This is a genomic window from Cyanothece sp. BG0011 (genome assembly GCF_003013815.1).
GTDB lineage: Bacteria > Cyanobacteriota > Cyanobacteriia > Cyanobacteriales > Microcystaceae > Crocosphaera.
On sequence record NZ_PRLH01000094.1, the window covers coordinates 23,449 to 38,110 of the forward strand.

The 14,662-nt window shown below is 40.8% G+C and carries 16 protein-coding genes; 7 read left to right on the plus strand and 9 right to left on the minus strand.

Going from position 1 to position 14,662, the window contains the following annotated elements; translation table 11 throughout:
• Nucleotides 1–246: 246 nt before the first annotated feature.
• From petG to C4E06_RS11780, 6 genes are all read left to right on the plus strand, one after another.
• Complete coding sequence (gene petG, locus C4E06_RS11755; RefSeq protein ID WP_008278251.1) at nucleotides 247–363, plus strand: cytochrome b6-f complex subunit V; 117 nt, start codon at nucleotides 247–249, stop codon at nucleotides 361–363.
• A gap of 333 nt (nucleotides 364–696) precedes the next feature.
• Nucleotides 697–2,325, plus strand: a complete 1,629-nt coding sequence (guaA, locus tag C4E06_RS11760) for a glutamine-hydrolyzing GMP synthase (RefSeq protein WP_107668236.1) — start codon at nucleotides 697–699, stop codon at nucleotides 2,323–2,325.
• Between the two features lie 89 nt (nucleotides 2,326–2,414).
• Nucleotides 2,415–3,203, plus strand: a complete 789-nt coding sequence (locus tag C4E06_RS11765; protein ID WP_107668237.1) for a hypothetical protein — start codon at nucleotides 2,415–2,417, stop codon at nucleotides 3,201–3,203.
• Between the two features lie 25 nt (nucleotides 3,204–3,228).
• Entirely contained in the window at nucleotides 3,229–3,585 is a 357-nt protein-coding gene (locus tag C4E06_RS11770; protein WP_107667889.1) for a helix-turn-helix domain-containing protein, read from the plus strand.
• Nucleotides 3,586–3,592: 7 nt separating this feature from the next.
• Nucleotides 3,593–4,225, plus strand: coding sequence for an IS630 family transposase (locus tag C4E06_RS11775; RefSeq protein WP_232826208.1), 633 nt, complete (start codon nucleotides 3,593–3,595; stop codon nucleotides 4,223–4,225).
• A gap of 41 nt (nucleotides 4,226–4,266) precedes the next feature.
• The gene (locus C4E06_RS11780; protein ID WP_107668238.1) at nucleotides 4,267–4,575 is read left to right on the plus strand and encodes a hypothetical protein; all 309 of its coding nucleotides are present in this window, start codon (nucleotides 4,267–4,269) and stop codon (nucleotides 4,573–4,575) included.
• Between the two features lie 196 nt (nucleotides 4,576–4,771).
• Here the strand turns inward: C4E06_RS11780 and prmA are convergent, their stop codons facing one another.
• From prmA to C4E06_RS11820, 8 genes are all read right to left on the minus strand, one after another.
• A complete protein-coding gene (gene prmA, locus C4E06_RS11785) occupies nucleotides 4,772–5,671 on the minus strand; it encodes a 50S ribosomal protein L11 methyltransferase (protein WP_107668239.1) in 900 nt (299 codons plus the stop codon).
• Nucleotides 5,672–5,787: 116 nt separating this feature from the next.
• Entirely contained in the window at nucleotides 5,788–7,365 is a 1,578-nt protein-coding gene (gene serA / locus C4E06_RS11790) for a phosphoglycerate dehydrogenase (RefSeq protein ID WP_107668240.1), read from the minus strand.
• A gap of 203 nt (nucleotides 7,366–7,568) precedes the next feature.
• Entirely contained in the window at nucleotides 7,569–8,564 is a 996-nt protein-coding gene (gene ilvC, locus C4E06_RS11795) for a ketol-acid reductoisomerase (RefSeq protein ID WP_107668241.1), read from the minus strand.
• A 101-nt stretch (nucleotides 8,565–8,665) separates the two neighbouring features.
• Nucleotides 8,666–9,133: an acetyl-CoA carboxylase biotin carboxyl carrier protein gene (accB, locus tag C4E06_RS11800; protein ID WP_107668242.1), complete on the minus strand. Its 468-nt coding sequence runs from the start codon at nucleotides 9,131–9,133 to the stop codon at nucleotides 8,666–8,668.
• Nucleotides 9,134–9,198: 65 nt separating this feature from the next.
• Nucleotides 9,199–9,759, minus strand: a complete 561-nt coding sequence (gene efp / locus C4E06_RS11805; RefSeq protein WP_107668243.1) for an elongation factor P — start codon at nucleotides 9,757–9,759, stop codon at nucleotides 9,199–9,201.
• Nucleotides 9,760–9,856: 97 nt separating this feature from the next.
• On the minus strand, nucleotides 9,857–10,777 hold the full coding sequence (locus C4E06_RS11810) for a class I SAM-dependent methyltransferase (RefSeq protein WP_107668244.1): 921 nt from the start codon (nucleotides 10,775–10,777) through the stop codon (nucleotides 9,857–9,859).
• A 165-nt stretch (nucleotides 10,778–10,942) separates the two neighbouring features.
• Nucleotides 10,943–11,773 (minus strand): hypothetical protein, encoded by an 831-nt coding sequence (locus tag C4E06_RS11815; protein ID WP_198648571.1) that lies wholly within the window; start codon nucleotides 11,771–11,773, stop codon nucleotides 10,943–10,945.
• Between the two features lie 513 nt (nucleotides 11,774–12,286).
• Nucleotides 12,287–12,787, minus strand: a complete 501-nt coding sequence (locus C4E06_RS11820) for a hypothetical protein (RefSeq protein ID WP_107668245.1) — start codon at nucleotides 12,785–12,787, stop codon at nucleotides 12,287–12,289.
• Between the two features lie 487 nt (nucleotides 12,788–13,274).
• Here C4E06_RS11820 and mtnA point away from each other — a divergent pair, with 487 nt between their 5' ends.
• Nucleotides 13,275–14,333 (plus strand): S-methyl-5-thioribose-1-phosphate isomerase, encoded by a 1,059-nt coding sequence (mtnA, locus tag C4E06_RS11825; protein ID WP_107668246.1) that lies wholly within the window; start codon nucleotides 13,275–13,277, stop codon nucleotides 14,331–14,333.
• Between the two features lie 27 nt (nucleotides 14,334–14,360).
• Here the strand turns inward: mtnA and C4E06_RS11830 are convergent, their stop codons facing one another.
• A complete protein-coding gene (locus tag C4E06_RS11830; RefSeq protein ID WP_107668247.1) occupies nucleotides 14,361–14,603 on the minus strand; it encodes a hypothetical protein in 243 nt (80 codons plus the stop codon).
• Nucleotides 14,604–14,662: the final 59 nt, after the last annotated feature.

The window sequence follows — 14,662 nt, forward strand, 5'->3', positions numbered from 1 at the left end:
GTATGTCGAGTATTGTACAGGTTTTTGTCTTCTAGAAAAAGCTCTTATTGAACAAAATTGCGACACATTCCCCCACTTCGGAAAACAAGTGGTGGTTAAAGAGCAATTTTGTTCAAACCATACCAACCTTTAAATAAGGGTTATAGCTTCTATCGAGTCAACAAACTTTCTTTCTCCTCTAGAATTGGGACAACCTTCTCCAGTACCATAGGATAGTTATCATTCATCTCAAAGAGGAGAACCTTCATGATTGAACCTTTACTCTTAGGCATTGTTTTAGGTCTGATTCCCATTACATTAGCTGGTTTATTCGTTGCTGCGTATTTACAATATAAGCGCGGAAACCAACTGAACTTAGATTAATTGTGTAACGAGTCGGATATTCATGGCAGCAGACAGCTTACTCAGCAGATAGCTCGATTTCTTGATAACACAATCGGTAATCTCTCACCATTAAGATTGGTTGAGTAACCTTAAAAACACCCCATTCTTGAAGGATGGGGTTTTGTGCAACCATTAATGGCCAGGGGAAATTAACCCATGAATAACCTTAAATTTATTAGATCAAAGTCAGGATAACTTCAAGGATCTAGCTTAAAATGATCTAAAAGATAGTGCTATACTAACAAGACTATTTAATGATAATTTATTAAACAATTATCTCTGCATTAGCTCTACTTTTTCCATCCTCAAAACGTGACTACTCAAACTCCTTCCCTTCCCAATAACCCAGAGACTTTACCTACCCATACCCTTGATAAAAGTCTCGATCGCCAAATGATAGTTATCCTTGACTTTGGTTCTCAATACTCAGAATTAATTGCCCGTCGGATTCGAGAAACCCAAGTTTACTCCGAAGTGCTATCCTATCGCACCACCGCCCAAAAATTACGGCAACTGAACCCCAAAGGGATTATCTTATCGGGGGGTCCTAACTCTGTATACGATGATCACGCCCCTCACTGTGATCCTGATATTTGGAACTTAGGCATTCCTGTTTTAGGGGTTTGCTACGGAATGCAGTTAATGGTTAAACAACTTGGGGGACAAGTTGAAAAAGCGGTACGGGGAGAATATGGTAAAGCTTCCCTGCGTATTGATGACCCCACCGACTTATTAACCAATGTCGAAGATGGTTCAACCATGTGGATGAGTCATGGGGACTCATGTACCCGTCTCCCTGACGGCTTCTCCATTTTAGCTCATACCGAGAATACCCTTTGTGCGGCGATCGCTGATCACGAGAAGAAACTATTTGGGGTACAATTTCACCCGGAAGTGGTTCACTCAGTAGACGGGATCGCCCTGATTCGTAATTTTGTCTATCATATTTGTGAATGTGAACCCACTTGGACTACAGAAGCCTTTGTAGATGAGACTATCCGAGAAATTCGGGCGAAAGTAGGGGATAAACGGGTATTACTCGCCCTGTCTGGCGGTGTGGACTCTTCTACCCTCGCCTTCTTGTTACATCAGGCCATCGGGGACAATTTAACCTGTATGTTTATCGATCAAGGGTTCATGCGTAAAGGGGAACCGGAACGCCTCATGGACATCTTTGATAGACAATTTCATATTCCGGTAGAATATGTCAGTGCGCGCGATCGCTTTCTCAAAAAACTCGAAGGGGTAACGGACCCAGAAAAAAAACGCCGTCTTATTGGTCACGAGTTTATCCAAGTGTTTGAAGAAGAATCAAAACGCCTGGGACCCTTTGATTATTTAGCCCAAGGAACCCTATACCCCGATGTGATCGAGTCGGCCGATACCAATATTGACCCAAAAACCGGCGAAAGGGTTGCCGTTAAAATTAAAAGTCACCATAATGTGGGAGGCTTACCCAAAGATTTACGCTTTAAGTTAGTTGAACCCTTGCGGAAGTTATTTAAAGACGAAGTTCGCAAAGTCGGGCGTTCTATTGGGTTACCCGAAGAAATTGTTCGCCGTCATCCCTTTCCTGGCCCCGGTTTAGCCATTCGTATTATTGGGGAAGTCACCTCAGAACGATTAAATATCTTAAGAGACGCTGATTTTGTCGTACGGGATGAAATCGGTAAACAGGGAATGTACCATGACTTTTGGCAAGCGTTTGCTGTTCTTTTACCCATTCGTAGTGTTGGAGTCATGGGCGATCAACGCACTTATGCCCATCCTATTGTACTGCGTTTAATTAGTAGTGAAGATGGTATGACCGCAGACTGGTCAAAAGTTCCCTATGATCTCTTAGAAATCATTTCTAATCGTATTGTTAATGAGGTTAAAGGGGTTAACCGTGTGGTTTATGATATCACCTCTAAACCCCCTGGAACGATTGAATGGGAATAATTGGCATTTTGTAGGGGTTTAGCATTGCTAAACCCCTAAAGTTATCGGGACAATAATTCTTATTTTTTGGTACTATTTGATTAGTTTAAATGAGTGAGTCAGCAACACAACTGAACTTTGAACTTTTAGCTTTAGATACCTCTGAAAATTTTATTATTAAGTCAGAAGTTGATTTATTATATTTGTTTCGTTCCTACAGTGACTTATGGAAAAATGCGTCATTGGATGAACAAAATTTAACCATAACTGATGGAGATGCTACCCTCGAAGTTCAAAAAATAAAAGCCGATGTTGAACCTAATAAAACTTTTTTAATTAAACTAACAGGAGATTCTAATTGGTTAGAAGCGAAGCGAATTAATATATTATCTTTTCTCGCTGCACAAAATTTTGATTGTTTGTATATTCTTTTAGACGAAATATCACAAGAAATCGCGACTCAATTATATCCATTGATTTATCAATTAGAAAACGCACTAAGAACTTACTTAACTAAATTTATGATTACTAAAGTTGGTGTAAGTTGGTGGAAAATTACAGCGACTTCTGAACTGAGTAAGAAAGTTAATGATCGCAAAAACAATGAAAAGGAATTTTCACAATTTATTGATAATAAATTATATTTAGCTGATTTTGGAGATTTAGGACAATTAATTTATAAACATTCATCAGGTTTTATTACCAAAGAGGATATATTAAAGAAAATCGCCGAAGTAGAAGAAACACCGAAAGCAATAAGAAAACTAAAAAGTGATTTACAAAGTAATTATCAAAAATTCTTTCGCGAACATTTCAAAAATAATGGATTTCAAGATAAATGGCAAGAAATGGAAAAACTACAGCAGTTTGCGACTCAGTGTAGTACAATTTTAAATTAGCATAATAATTTTAATAAATCCTTCAATGAAACCTTATTCTATTGATTTACGTCAGAAAATTATTGAAGCTTATCAAAACCAAGAAGGTTCACAAAGACAGTTAGCTAAACGCTTTAAAGTTAGTCTTAGCTTCACTCAAAAATTATTGAAGCGATATCGCGAAACCAACGAGATAGAACCTCGTAAGAGTGGAAAAGGATTTATTGCCAGACTAGAACAGCATACACAGGTGGTTGAGAAATTAGTTGCTGATAATAATGATATCACTTTAGAAGAATTACAAAACTCTCTTGAATTAGAAACAGGGGTTAAACTATCTATTAGTAACATTTGTCGTTTTCTACAAAGAAAAAAACTGACTCGAAAAAAAGCGAGTGCGTAATTCTGGGGTGTCCCCAGAATGTAAGACGCACTCAAGACAAACAGTCAAATCGAGTCAAGCTACAACTGAAAGAGTCCAGGGTCTTCGATTTAACTATTGGAAACAAGTCAAAAAAGTTGACATGGAAAATTTAGTATTTATTGATGAAATGGGAGCCAATCTAGCTTTAGCTCGTAGATATGCTCGTTCTCTTCAAGGGACTCGTGCCTATAGTCAACAGCCTTTTTACCCTGGACAACATTTAAGTTTAATTGGAGCGATTGCTCTTAAAGGTTTTATAGGAGGAATGACTCTAGAAGGAGGAATAAATGGTATAGCTTTTCAAGTTTTTTTAGATAAAGTTTTACTACCCCAACTTTGGCCAGGTGCTTGTGTAGTAATGGATAATTTACCGGCTCACAAAGTTAAGGGAGTTCAAGAAAAAATACAATCAGTAGGTGCTTCTTTAATTTACTTATCTCCTTATTCTCCTGATTTTAATCCCATAGAAAATTGCTGGTCTAAACTTAAAGCTTATTTACGAAAAGTAGCTGCGCGTTCCCGTGAAACTCTCGAAAAAGCAATCTCTTTTGGATTAGATTTGATCACAGAATGTGATATTAGAAATTGGTTTGCTCATTGTTGCTACTGTACCTCATAAAGTCGCAAACTGCTGTAAGACATAAAGTTGCTCATAATAACTTGTTTACAAATTCTGATCTTGAAAGAGGTAAAACCTTATTTGATGAATTAATGAATATTATTGATACCGCAACCAAAGAAGTAGATAATGTCATCTTAGAACAAGAAGAGAAAGAAGCGATAGAAGAATCAATAAAAAAAGATTTTATTGAAACTCAATCTTATCACTTTGAAGACAATAAAATAATAAATTGGATAGAAAGACAACCCAATAAAATGGACGCATTGTTAATTAAATATGAAGAATCTAAACATCAACTCACAAAAAAAATAGAAGCAGCAATAGAAAAACAAACTAAATTTATTTAAGCATTAGGGTGGGTATTGCTCCCCTGAAAAGATTGTGTAAGTCCGTTAACATTCTAATAATCATGTATAGGTCTCCAGGTAAAAATTACAATTAAATGAAAAAGATTGTTATAGTTTATAATAATAGGCTCGAACATTATAGATTTATGAAGAACAAAGTAATATTTATTCTCTTCCCTCATACCTCCTACCTCCTTCAATCCTCTGGTGCTTTACGAATTTGAAAACAACACCATTGTTTACGTTTCCATAAAGCAGCAACAATCCATCCTTCTTGTTCTAACGTATCAGCGATCGCCTGAGATTGTTCGATCAAAATCCCACTTAAAACCCCCCAAGTATTGGGTTTAGCTAACTTAGAAAAGTGAGGAATTAAATCAATAATCACCTCAGCTAAAATATTACAAACGATACCATCTACCCCCTCACTGACTAAGTCTAATAACTCTGTCAGACTTCCTTGATTAATAACTAAACGATCTGGATGAATTTCATTAAGATGACGATTTTCTCTGGTTGCTTTGACAGCTAAGGGGTCAATATCGACCCCATACACTTTACTGGCCCCGAGTAAAATCGCCCCAATGGAGAGAATACCGGAACCCGAACCAATATCAGCGATCACCACATTTTCAGGAGATTTAGATAAGCGCATTTCGAGGGACTCTAGACACAACTGAGTGGTGGGGTGGGTTCCCGTACCAAATGCTACCCCTGGATCAAGTTTGAGGATGAGTTTATCGGTGGTTTGAGGAGGGGTTAACCAAGCCGGATAAACAATAAAGCGATCGCCTACTTCTGTGGGTTCCCAGTGATCTTTCCAACTACTGGCCCAGTCTTCTTCCTCGATTAATTTCCAACGGGTTAGGGGTTGGGGTAAATTTAAAACCAAAGCATCTTGTTGTAACCACAAGGATAATGCAGAGATATCTAAGGACTGGTATTGAATTTGTGGGGCATAGGCCTGAATCACATAAGATTTTCCTTTAATTTCCCGTGAGGTTCCTGAACAGCCAAACTTATCTAACCGCCAAGTAATGGATTCTTCTAAATGAGGATGACACAAAATGGTGATTTCCCACCAATTGTTAGACATAGGACATTTTTATCAATAAAAGGACTCGAAAATGGGGAGAGTAGGGGACAGGTCAAGTCGTTTATCTATTTTACGATTGCCTGTTCCCCGTTCCCCGTTGCCTCTCTCGAAGGGAGTTAAAGTTTAACCGTATAAGCGTCTCGAATACCAGAAACTTTAGTAATTTCGGTCAAGAGTCCTTCTGGTAAGGGATCATCTAAACTCAGAGCCATTACCGCATCTCCCCGTACAATTTTCCGTCCCACTTGCATACTAGCAATGTTAACGTTAAAACTGCCTAACAGAGAGCCAATTTTACCAATAATCCCCGGCATATCACGGTGAACGGTAAACAACATATAATTACTGGGAGGTACGTTAATAGGGAACCCATCCACATCGGTAATGCGAATTTCACCATCACTTAACAACGCCCCAGTCACCGAATGTTCTCCTAACGATCCCTGTGCTGACAGATGCAAAGAACCCGAATAGTCCCGAATAGAAGCGTCACGGGTTTCAATGATCCGTACCCCTCGTTCTTTGGCTTCAATGGCTGCATTGACGTAATTCACCCGTTCTCGTAAGGCTTGAGAGAGTAATCCTTTAATGGAAGCCACCACAATCGGTTGACCTTTGGTACTGGCTAATTCTCCTTGTAAACGGACTGTTAAGCGTTCAATGCGTCCGCCGGCTAATTGACCGACTAAATTGCCCAACGTTTCTGCTAATTGCAGATAGGGGCGCATTTTTTCCATTACATCTGGGGTGAGTCCGGGGATATTAACCGCAGAACGAGCCGGAAGTCCTAATAAAACGTCGCGAATTTGTTCAGCCACATCAACGGCCACATTCACCTGTGCTTCAGCCGTAGAAGCCCCTAAGTGGGGGGTTAAAATGATGTTGTCGTAGTCTCTAAGTTTGGAGTCTCCGAGGGGTTCTTCTTCAAATACATCTAGGGCCGCCCCGGCTATTTTCCCTTCTGCGATCGCTTCTGCTAGGGCATCTTCATCGATAGTTCCCCCTCGCGCACAGTTAATCAGGCGAGCGGTGGGCTTCATTTTACTGAAAGCTTCCTTATTAATCACGTGGGTGGTTTCGGGGGTTTTTGGGATGTGTAGGGTAATATAATCGGATTCAGCGAAGAGGAGATCGAGATCCACTAAGGTACAGCCTAGCTGATCGGCCCGTTCTTTAGAAATAAAGGGATCATAAGCTAATAATTTCATGCCCATGGATTTGGCCACATTAGCCACATGGGACCCAATTTTTCCTAACCCGACCACTCCTAGGGTTTTCTTATAGACTTCTGCCCCGATAAAGCGTTTACGTTCCCATTTGTTATTTTTAACGGATTGGTTAGCTTCGGGAATGTGCCGAGAGAGGGATAACATCATGGCCAGGGCGTGTTCTGCTGCTGCGATGGTGTTTCCTTCTGGGGAGTTGACCACCACAATACCCTGACGAGTGGCCGCCGGTACATCGATATTATCGACACCAACCCCTGCCCGTCCAATAATTTTCAGTTGGGTTCCGGCCGCAATAATTTCTTTGGTAACACGGGTTCCCGAACGTAGCATCATGGCATCGTATTCCGGGATAATTTTTACTAATTCTTCTGGGGGTAATCCCGTTTTAACATCCACCTGCGCCACTTGTGAGAGGATATCAATACCAACTTGGTCAATGGGGTCTGATACAAGAACTTTTGCCATAGTAATTCGTCTTGGTAGGGGTGATCGTTTCTATACTTTGCTCTCATGGTTGCAGTAGCTTATTGTAGCGGTCAATGTCCCCCTAAACCTCAAATCCTTAAGAAGTTTTCCAGTTTCCTTTGAAAGGGTTTCGCGCTTCCCCCTCTCAATTAAACATTGTAGATAGGCACTGCGCGAAACCATGAGGTTCAAACCTTAGTCTCTTACTTATCTTTTAACCAACTAAACATCGCCCGTAAATCTTTGCCCACTTCTTCGATAGAATGTTCAGCTTCTTGACGACGCATCGCCGTAAATCCTGGTTTACCGGATTGATTTTCTAGAACAAACTCCCGTGCAAATTGACCGGATTGAATCTCTCTGAGAATTTGTTTCATTTCCGCGCGGGTTTCATCGGTAACAATGCGAGGACCTCTGGTTAAGTCTCCATATTCTGCGGTATTGGAGATGCTATCACGCATTTTTGCCAGTCCCCCCTCGACGATCAAATCCACAATTAACTTGACTTCGTGGAGGCATTCAAAATAGGCTAATTCGGGCTGATAACCAGCATCGACTAAGGTTTCAAATCCTGATTTGATCAGGGCTGATAACCCGCCACAGAGTACCACCTGTTCTCCAAATAAATCGGTTTCTGTCTCTTCTCTAAAGCTGGTTTCGAGAATACCAGCGCGGGTTCCTCCGATTCCTTTGGCATAGGCCATGGCGCGATCGCGGGCTTGTCCACTGGCATCTTGATAAACGGCAAATAAACAGGGAACCCCTTCCCCTTGTTCGTAGGTACGGCGCACTAAATGGCCTGGACCTTTGGGGGCTACCATCACCACATCGACGGTTTCGGGGGGAACAATTTGACCAAAGTGAATGTTAAAACCATGAGCAAAGGATAACACCTTGCCCTCTCTTAAATTAGGTTCAATATCTTCTTGATAAACTGCTTTTTGAACTTCATCGGGTAACAAGATCATGATCCAATCAGCAGCACTAGCCGCGTCGGCTACATTCATCACTTTTAGCCCTGCGTCTTCGGCTTTTTGTCGTGATTTACTGCCTGGATACAGCCCCACTACCACATTGATGCCACTATCTTTTAAATTGAGGGCGTGGGCATGACCTTGAGAACCATAACCAATAATGGCCACGGTTTTATCCGCTAATAAATCAAGGTTGGCATCTGCATCGTAATACATCCGAGCCATGAGGCTGTCTCCTAATTTTCTTACAAACTCTCCATTATATAATCTATAGGCCCTAGGGTGCGGATTTGGGGATTTTGTAATCTTTCTTTTGTCTTTGAGGGTTAACTGGGATTCACCCACATCAAGGTTTGACCATATTCGACCGGTTCGCCGTTGGCCACAGCTATTTCCATCACTTCTCCTGTGACTTCGGCTTCAATTTCATTCATCAGTTTCATCGCTTCAATAATACAAACCGTTTGAGTATTACTGACGCGATCGCCCACGTCTACAAAGGGCGGTTCATCGGGGGCCGGGGCGCGATAAAAGGTTCCTACCATCGGGGAGGTAATGGCCACCCATTTTTTTTCTGTGGGAGATGGGGTTGTTTCTGGGGGTGGGGTGGATGTGGTCGGGGCTGAAGGTTGGGCTACGGTTTCCGAGGCGATGGGGGCTACCGTTTGAATTTGGGGGGTAGCGTCTCGACGAACATTTAACTCAAACGTTTCTGTTTTTAGGCTAACTTCGGCAATATCAGTATGAGCGATCGCCCCTAATAAATCTCGTAGTTCATTAAAATTAATTGACACAGATTATCTATCCCATAATCGTTGAGCAAACAGAGGTTGTCTCCCTAGGGACAACCGTTCGGGCGTTAATTTTCTCGTCCTAAATAGGAACCATCACGGGTATCGACTTTAATTTTTTCCCCAATGGAAATAAACAGAGGAACCATCACTTGCGCCCCGGTTTCAACAATGGCGGGTTTCGTTCCCCCGGTTGCGGTGTCCCCTTTCACCCCTGGATCGGTGTCGGTTACTTCTAAAATCACTGAGGTTGGTAATTGTACCTCTAAAACGGTATCGTTCCAGAAGAGAACATCGGCTTCCATTTCTTCTTTGATATAGTTGACCGTTGTTCCCATTTGTTCAGGGCTTAACCGCACTTCTTCATAGGTTTCCATATCCATAAAGACGTATTGTTCCCCTTCTTTATAGGTATGTTGCATGGTTCGTTTTTCTAAAGTGGCTTGGGGAACGGTTTCCCCTGCGCGAAACGTCCGCTCAACCACGCTACCGGTCTGGGCGTTTTTTAATTTGGTTCGCACAAAAGCTGAACCTTTCCCCGGTTTGACGTGCAGGAATTCAACGACGCGCCATACTGAACCATCTAATTCAATGCTGGTACCAGTCCGAAAATCGTTACTAGAAATCATGAAAGGCTTTTAGAGCTTAGAAAGTCAAGATTTATTTTACAAGAGTTTGGCAACCCTGAGGTTAATTACCTCATATCTGTTAACATTCAGTGCTTGATTAAGACACCCTAGCGACGATCGCCCGATGTCTAGGACTGATGGGGGTTATTTTCGGGGGTTCAAACCCGGCTTCTTGTAAGGCAGTTTCTACCTCTAAGGCAAAATATTGATCGAGGTAGGGTTCGGTACTTTTGAGTAGGGTTAGGATGTAGGGGGGCATTTTTTCATAGGCTTCGGCGCGGGGGTTCATATCCATCATCGTGAAATAGCCCCCAGGTTTGAGGAGACGACGGGCTTCAGCGAAGATAGCGATCGCTGCTGTTTGGGGGAGTTCGTGGTACAACAAAAAGGCTGACACGAGATCAAAAGAGGTTGGGGGTAAGTTACTGGCTTCGGCTGCCCCATGCACCCAGTTGATGGGCAGGTTTCGTTGTTGACTTCGATACTGGGCCACAGCTAAATGATAGGCCGATAGGTCTAAACCTGTTACTGTTGCGTCGGGATAAAGTTCTTGTAGAGGAAAGGTACTCATCCCGACGCTACAACCGATATCTAAAATAGCTTGAGGGGTTAAGGATAATTGTTGTTTAAGAATTTCGTGATAATTGTGCCGTAAACGGGGATCGCCATCGACTCCTGCCCCCGGCCAAATGCTGGCATGAACGGCATAAGCAGCAGATTCGACTTCTAGGGCTGATTCCCAACTTAAATTTCCTGTTTCATAACCATGAAAGGAACAGACATAATAGTCAGGATAGATCAGGTCAGGATTTTCAACTTTGGCCAGTTCTTCTTGCCAGTTATGGCGACTAAGTTGACGGACATTCTCTCGCCAGGGAACCCCTATTTTTTCTGCCCGATTAATAATCATGTTCCGGGCTTGATGTTTAGCTAGTTTGGCTAGGGGTTTGACCGATAAAATGCCATTGATGAGACGGGAGGCGATACTGGGTTGGGATTGATATGAGGTAACAGTCATAAAATTCTCTAGAGGTCGATCCTGACAGTAACCAAGTCGTATCGATGGTTACTCTCTTGTCTTCGTTCCTGATTTTACCAGTTACCAGTCACCAGTGAACAGTTATGGTTCACTGTTCACTGATGAGGGAAAACCCCTAGTTATTCGGTCACCCCATAAGTCAAATTATTCTTCAGTTGCCGAGGGATAAACATCACGGGCAACTAAGACAGGTTTTTCTTGATATTCTGCCTCTATTTCTTGTTGTAAATCTAAATCCCAGGTCAGATCGTAGTCTCGCTCAAATTCACTGCTAATATAAGGACGCAATACCCCTGTTACCGTGACATAGCGGTCTTCTGGGTCATTTTGGTTAGCCAGTTGAGCGTTGGGTGTCGCACCCACCACTAATAGTTCACCATCGCTAAACCAACCTTCTTCACCTACGGTATAGGCACTCGAAGAATAAACCTCAGCTACTTCGGCTTCTACGGCAACAACTCGATTGTAATAAGCCTCTGGGTTTTCTGCCAATTCTTCGGGATCGGGGGCTAAGGCTATGGACTCAGCAATGATCGCAGGTTGCTCTTCATACTCAGCATAGAGATTGGGATCTAACCCAATACCATAGTCTCTCTCAATATCGGCAATCACAAATTGCACAACTTCTCCGGTGACTTGTATGGGAACATCTTCTGCGTCGGAGAGACTCATCTGTGATCCAGTAGCATCAATGATTAAGATGTCTTCTCCCCCAAAAAACTCATTGGACTCTACCACATAACCACCATCGTCGATCATTTCTTCGATTTCACTTCTAATGGTAACGGTTTGACCGACGAGTTGTTCGGCTTGTTCGCTAATGTCTTCGGTTGTAACATTATTAGATGAGGTGATGTCAGGTTGAGTACATCCAGAAACTAGCAGTGCTGAAGAAGATAAGGCGATCGCCCCTAAACAAGCTAGGGTCTTCCTTGTCCACTGAAAACGACGAAAAGGATAATTTTGTTTATACATATAATTTTTCTCCTGTTTCATGGTTAACATTACCTATATTTTTATTTTTCTAACTTTCAACTTAGTCATTTTTGGGCCATATTATATCCATCTATAGAATTAGTTTTGTGATCAGCGCACAATAAACTTTAGACATAAATTTTCTTGTCCTGACCTCTTCTACTAAGCCTGAAATCCCCTAGAAACCCTAGGGAAGAGGCCAACTTTATCCAATACAATAACTGCGACTCCTCAGTCCTGTTTATGAACTAGATAGGTAGGAAAAGCAGGAAGTCTGAAGAGTAAAGATGACGCTACTACTAAGTAGGTAGGCACAATTAAATGGATAAAACTTGTAGGGTGGGCAATGTCTCAAATCGTTTCTGGCTCAGGTTTGTAAGTTTTTTCTTAGCATTGCCCACCTTCCGTTTATTTATCCACCTATATATCATAAGTGGATGTAATCTGAAAACTTTTTTTCACCGTTATCAGTGATCAGTGAATTATCTGGGTCACTGATCACTCATGACTGGTTTAACTTTCTGTTTCTAGTACATTTAATAGTTTATCTTCTAGGGTTGTTAAAAAGGGACGATCAATTTTTCCCAATTCTTCTAAAAACTTTTTAACTGAATTGTCTAATTTATTTTGAGAAATTTGGTTCAGGCGGTCGCTTATTTTTTTCATCTCTTGTTGTTGTTTTGATGAATAATAAACATCTTTTAAGTGTTCAATTTTAACTTGAATTCTTCCATCCCAAGTTTTGACGATGCAGGAAAAATTGAGAACTTCTTCAATAATGCACCACTGACCACTTCTTCCTTTGAGATCGGGATTTCTTTTCATGACAATTTGGGCAACTTCTCCCACTCGCCAAGGGTTAGGTACGGGCCGACGTTCCCGAATTTCATCAACGACGCTTCTTTTTTGATTATTTTTGCTTCTGGTTTTGACTGTTTGATTGATACTCTTATTTTGATTTCTTTTCGGTTTTTGGGTCTTTAGTTGATCGAGAGAATTGATAGAGTTACTCATTCCTTGCAATGTTTACAGGTTAATAATTTGGCACAAGATGACAAAAGAACTTATCTTTTCTTAAGTTCTTGGAGTTGCTTAAATGCTTTTAATCCGTTGACAGCACTTTTTGATTTTTTTAGGGTCTATCACTGTAACCTATTATAACATAAAAATCAAGGGGTTAACTTTGTAAAATTGAGGATAAAGTCGGGGTTATTTTCCCCAATTTTATCAATATTTAATAGGTAAAAGAAGCGAACCGATGATTGATAAATCCTTTGCACAAGACTCAAGGATTCTGTGAATTGTTAAAAAAGCTGTGGAAAATAACCATGAAAATGTGGAAATATGTTAAAAATAGAGAAAATTTCTGAATGTAAACATAAATAACCCGAAACTTTAAATAAAGTAAAAAATTGAAATAATCACTCGGATTAACTGTTCAAAAAGATAAAAATGTGACAGAATAACTTATAGAAATTGATTATTAATTGTTCCTACTATTATGAATACAATTTATCCTGTTGTTTGGTCTAATAATAAAGTGTTATTGATCGATCAAACCTCTTTACCCAGTCAATACACCCTAGTAGAAATTAGTCGCTATGAAGATATGGCAAAAGCGATTAAAACCATGATTGTTCGCGGTGCGCCTGCCATTGGGGTAGCAGCAGCCTATGGAATGTATTTAGGGGCAAAAGATATTCAAACAAAAGAGAGAGAAATCTTCTTAAAAGAATTAGACAAGGTAGCCGAAATATTACGTCAAACTCGTCCCACTGCAGTGAATCTTTTTTGGGCAATTTCTCGAATGCTAAAAACCGCTTATGAAACCATTGGGACAGTAGAAGAAATCAAACAAATTTTACTAAAAACGGCTCAAAAGATCCAAGAAGAAGACTTAAAAACTTGTCAAGCGATCGGTGAAAATAGTTTACCCATATTACCCAAACAACCAGCAAAATTAACAATACTAACCCATTGTAACGCCGGGGCATTAGCGACAGCCGGTTATGGTACTGCATTGGGGGTAATTCGTTCGGTTTGGGCGGCTAACCGCTTAAATAGGGTTTTTGCTGATGAAACAAGACCCCGTTTACAAGGGGCAAAATTAACGGCTTGGGAATGTGTTCAAGAAAAAATTCCGGTGACTGTTATTAGTGATAATATGGCAGCCCATTGTATGCAAAAAGGACTCATTGATATGGTGGTAGTCGGGGCTGATAGAATTGCTTCCAATGGAGATGCTGCCAATAAAATCGGCACTTATGGACTCGCGGTTATCGCCAAAATGCACCATGTCCCTTTTTATGTAGCAGCTCCCCTTTCTACGGTAGATTTTAGTTTAGAAACCGGTGATTTAATTCCCATCGAAGAAAGAGATCCCTCCGAACTTTATCAAATTGGCAATACAGTGATTTATCCCGATGGAGTAGATTATTATAATCCGGCATTTGATGTTACCCCTGCTCATTTAATTACAGGGATTATTACTGAACAAAAAACAGTTAAACCAGAAGAACTGATTACTTTAAAATCAGAGTTCTCCTATCAATCAAGTTGATTGTTTCTGACAATTTAATAGAGCAAATTAGGGTTGTTCGACCAATCGATCCCGATTTCCTTTAACTCTTTCCTCCATATCCTCCACTTGAGCATCTCGTTGCTTACTGGGTTTCTCAAAGTCAGTGTCTGGGGTAAAACTGAGGAAAATTTTATTAACCTGGGTACGAGTATTTTTGCTCACCGTGCTTAAGGGTTTGGGTAAAAAGCTATCCCCAGCCGCGACAAAAATTAACCCTAATACTAATATGATCGATCCTAATGGTTTCATAATTTCTACTTCAGGCAATGCAAATCTGATAAGATTAGTATTCCCTAAACTCTGTTAGA

Bases quoted from the DNA above. Each gene is read 5' to 3' on its own strand.
- serA (WP_107668240.1), bottom strand. From the start codon at position 7,365: ATGGCAAAAGTTCTTGTATCAGACCCCATTGACCAAGTTGGTATTGAT.
- C4E06_RS11810 (WP_107668244.1), bottom strand. From the start codon at position 10,777: ATGACTGTTACCTCATATCAATCCCAACCCAGTATCGCCTCCCGTCTC.
- efp (WP_107668243.1), bottom strand. From the start codon at position 9,759: ATGATTTCTAGTAACGATTTTCGGACTGGTACCAGCATTGAATTAGAT.
- C4E06_RS11815 (WP_198648571.1), bottom strand. From the start codon at position 11,773: ATGTATAAACAAAATTATCCTTTTCGTCGTTTTCAGTGGACAAGGAAG.
- mtnA (WP_107668246.1), top strand. From the start codon at position 13,275: ATGAATACAATTTATCCTGTTGTTTGGTCTAATAATAAAGTGTTATTG.
- C4E06_RS11765 (WP_107668237.1), top strand. From the start codon at position 2,415: ATGAGTGAGTCAGCAACACAACTGAACTTTGAACTTTTAGCTTTAGAT.
- petG (WP_008278251.1), top strand. From the start codon at position 247: ATGATTGAACCTTTACTCTTAGGCATTGTTTTAGGTCTGATTCCCATT.
- C4E06_RS11820 (WP_107668245.1), bottom strand. From the start codon at position 12,787: ATGAGTAACTCTATCAATTCTCTCGATCAACTAAAGACCCAAAAACCG.
- C4E06_RS11830 (WP_107668247.1), bottom strand. From the start codon at position 14,603: ATGAAACCATTAGGATCGATCATATTAGTATTAGGGTTAATTTTTGTC.
- ilvC (WP_107668241.1), bottom strand. From the start codon at position 8,564: ATGGCTCGGATGTATTACGATGCAGATGCCAACCTTGATTTATTAGCG.
- C4E06_RS11770 (WP_107667889.1), top strand. From the start codon at position 3,229: ATGAAACCTTATTCTATTGATTTACGTCAGAAAATTATTGAAGCTTAT.
- prmA (WP_107668239.1), bottom strand. From the start codon at position 5,671: ATGTCTAACAATTGGTGGGAAATCACCATTTTGTGTCATCCTCATTTA.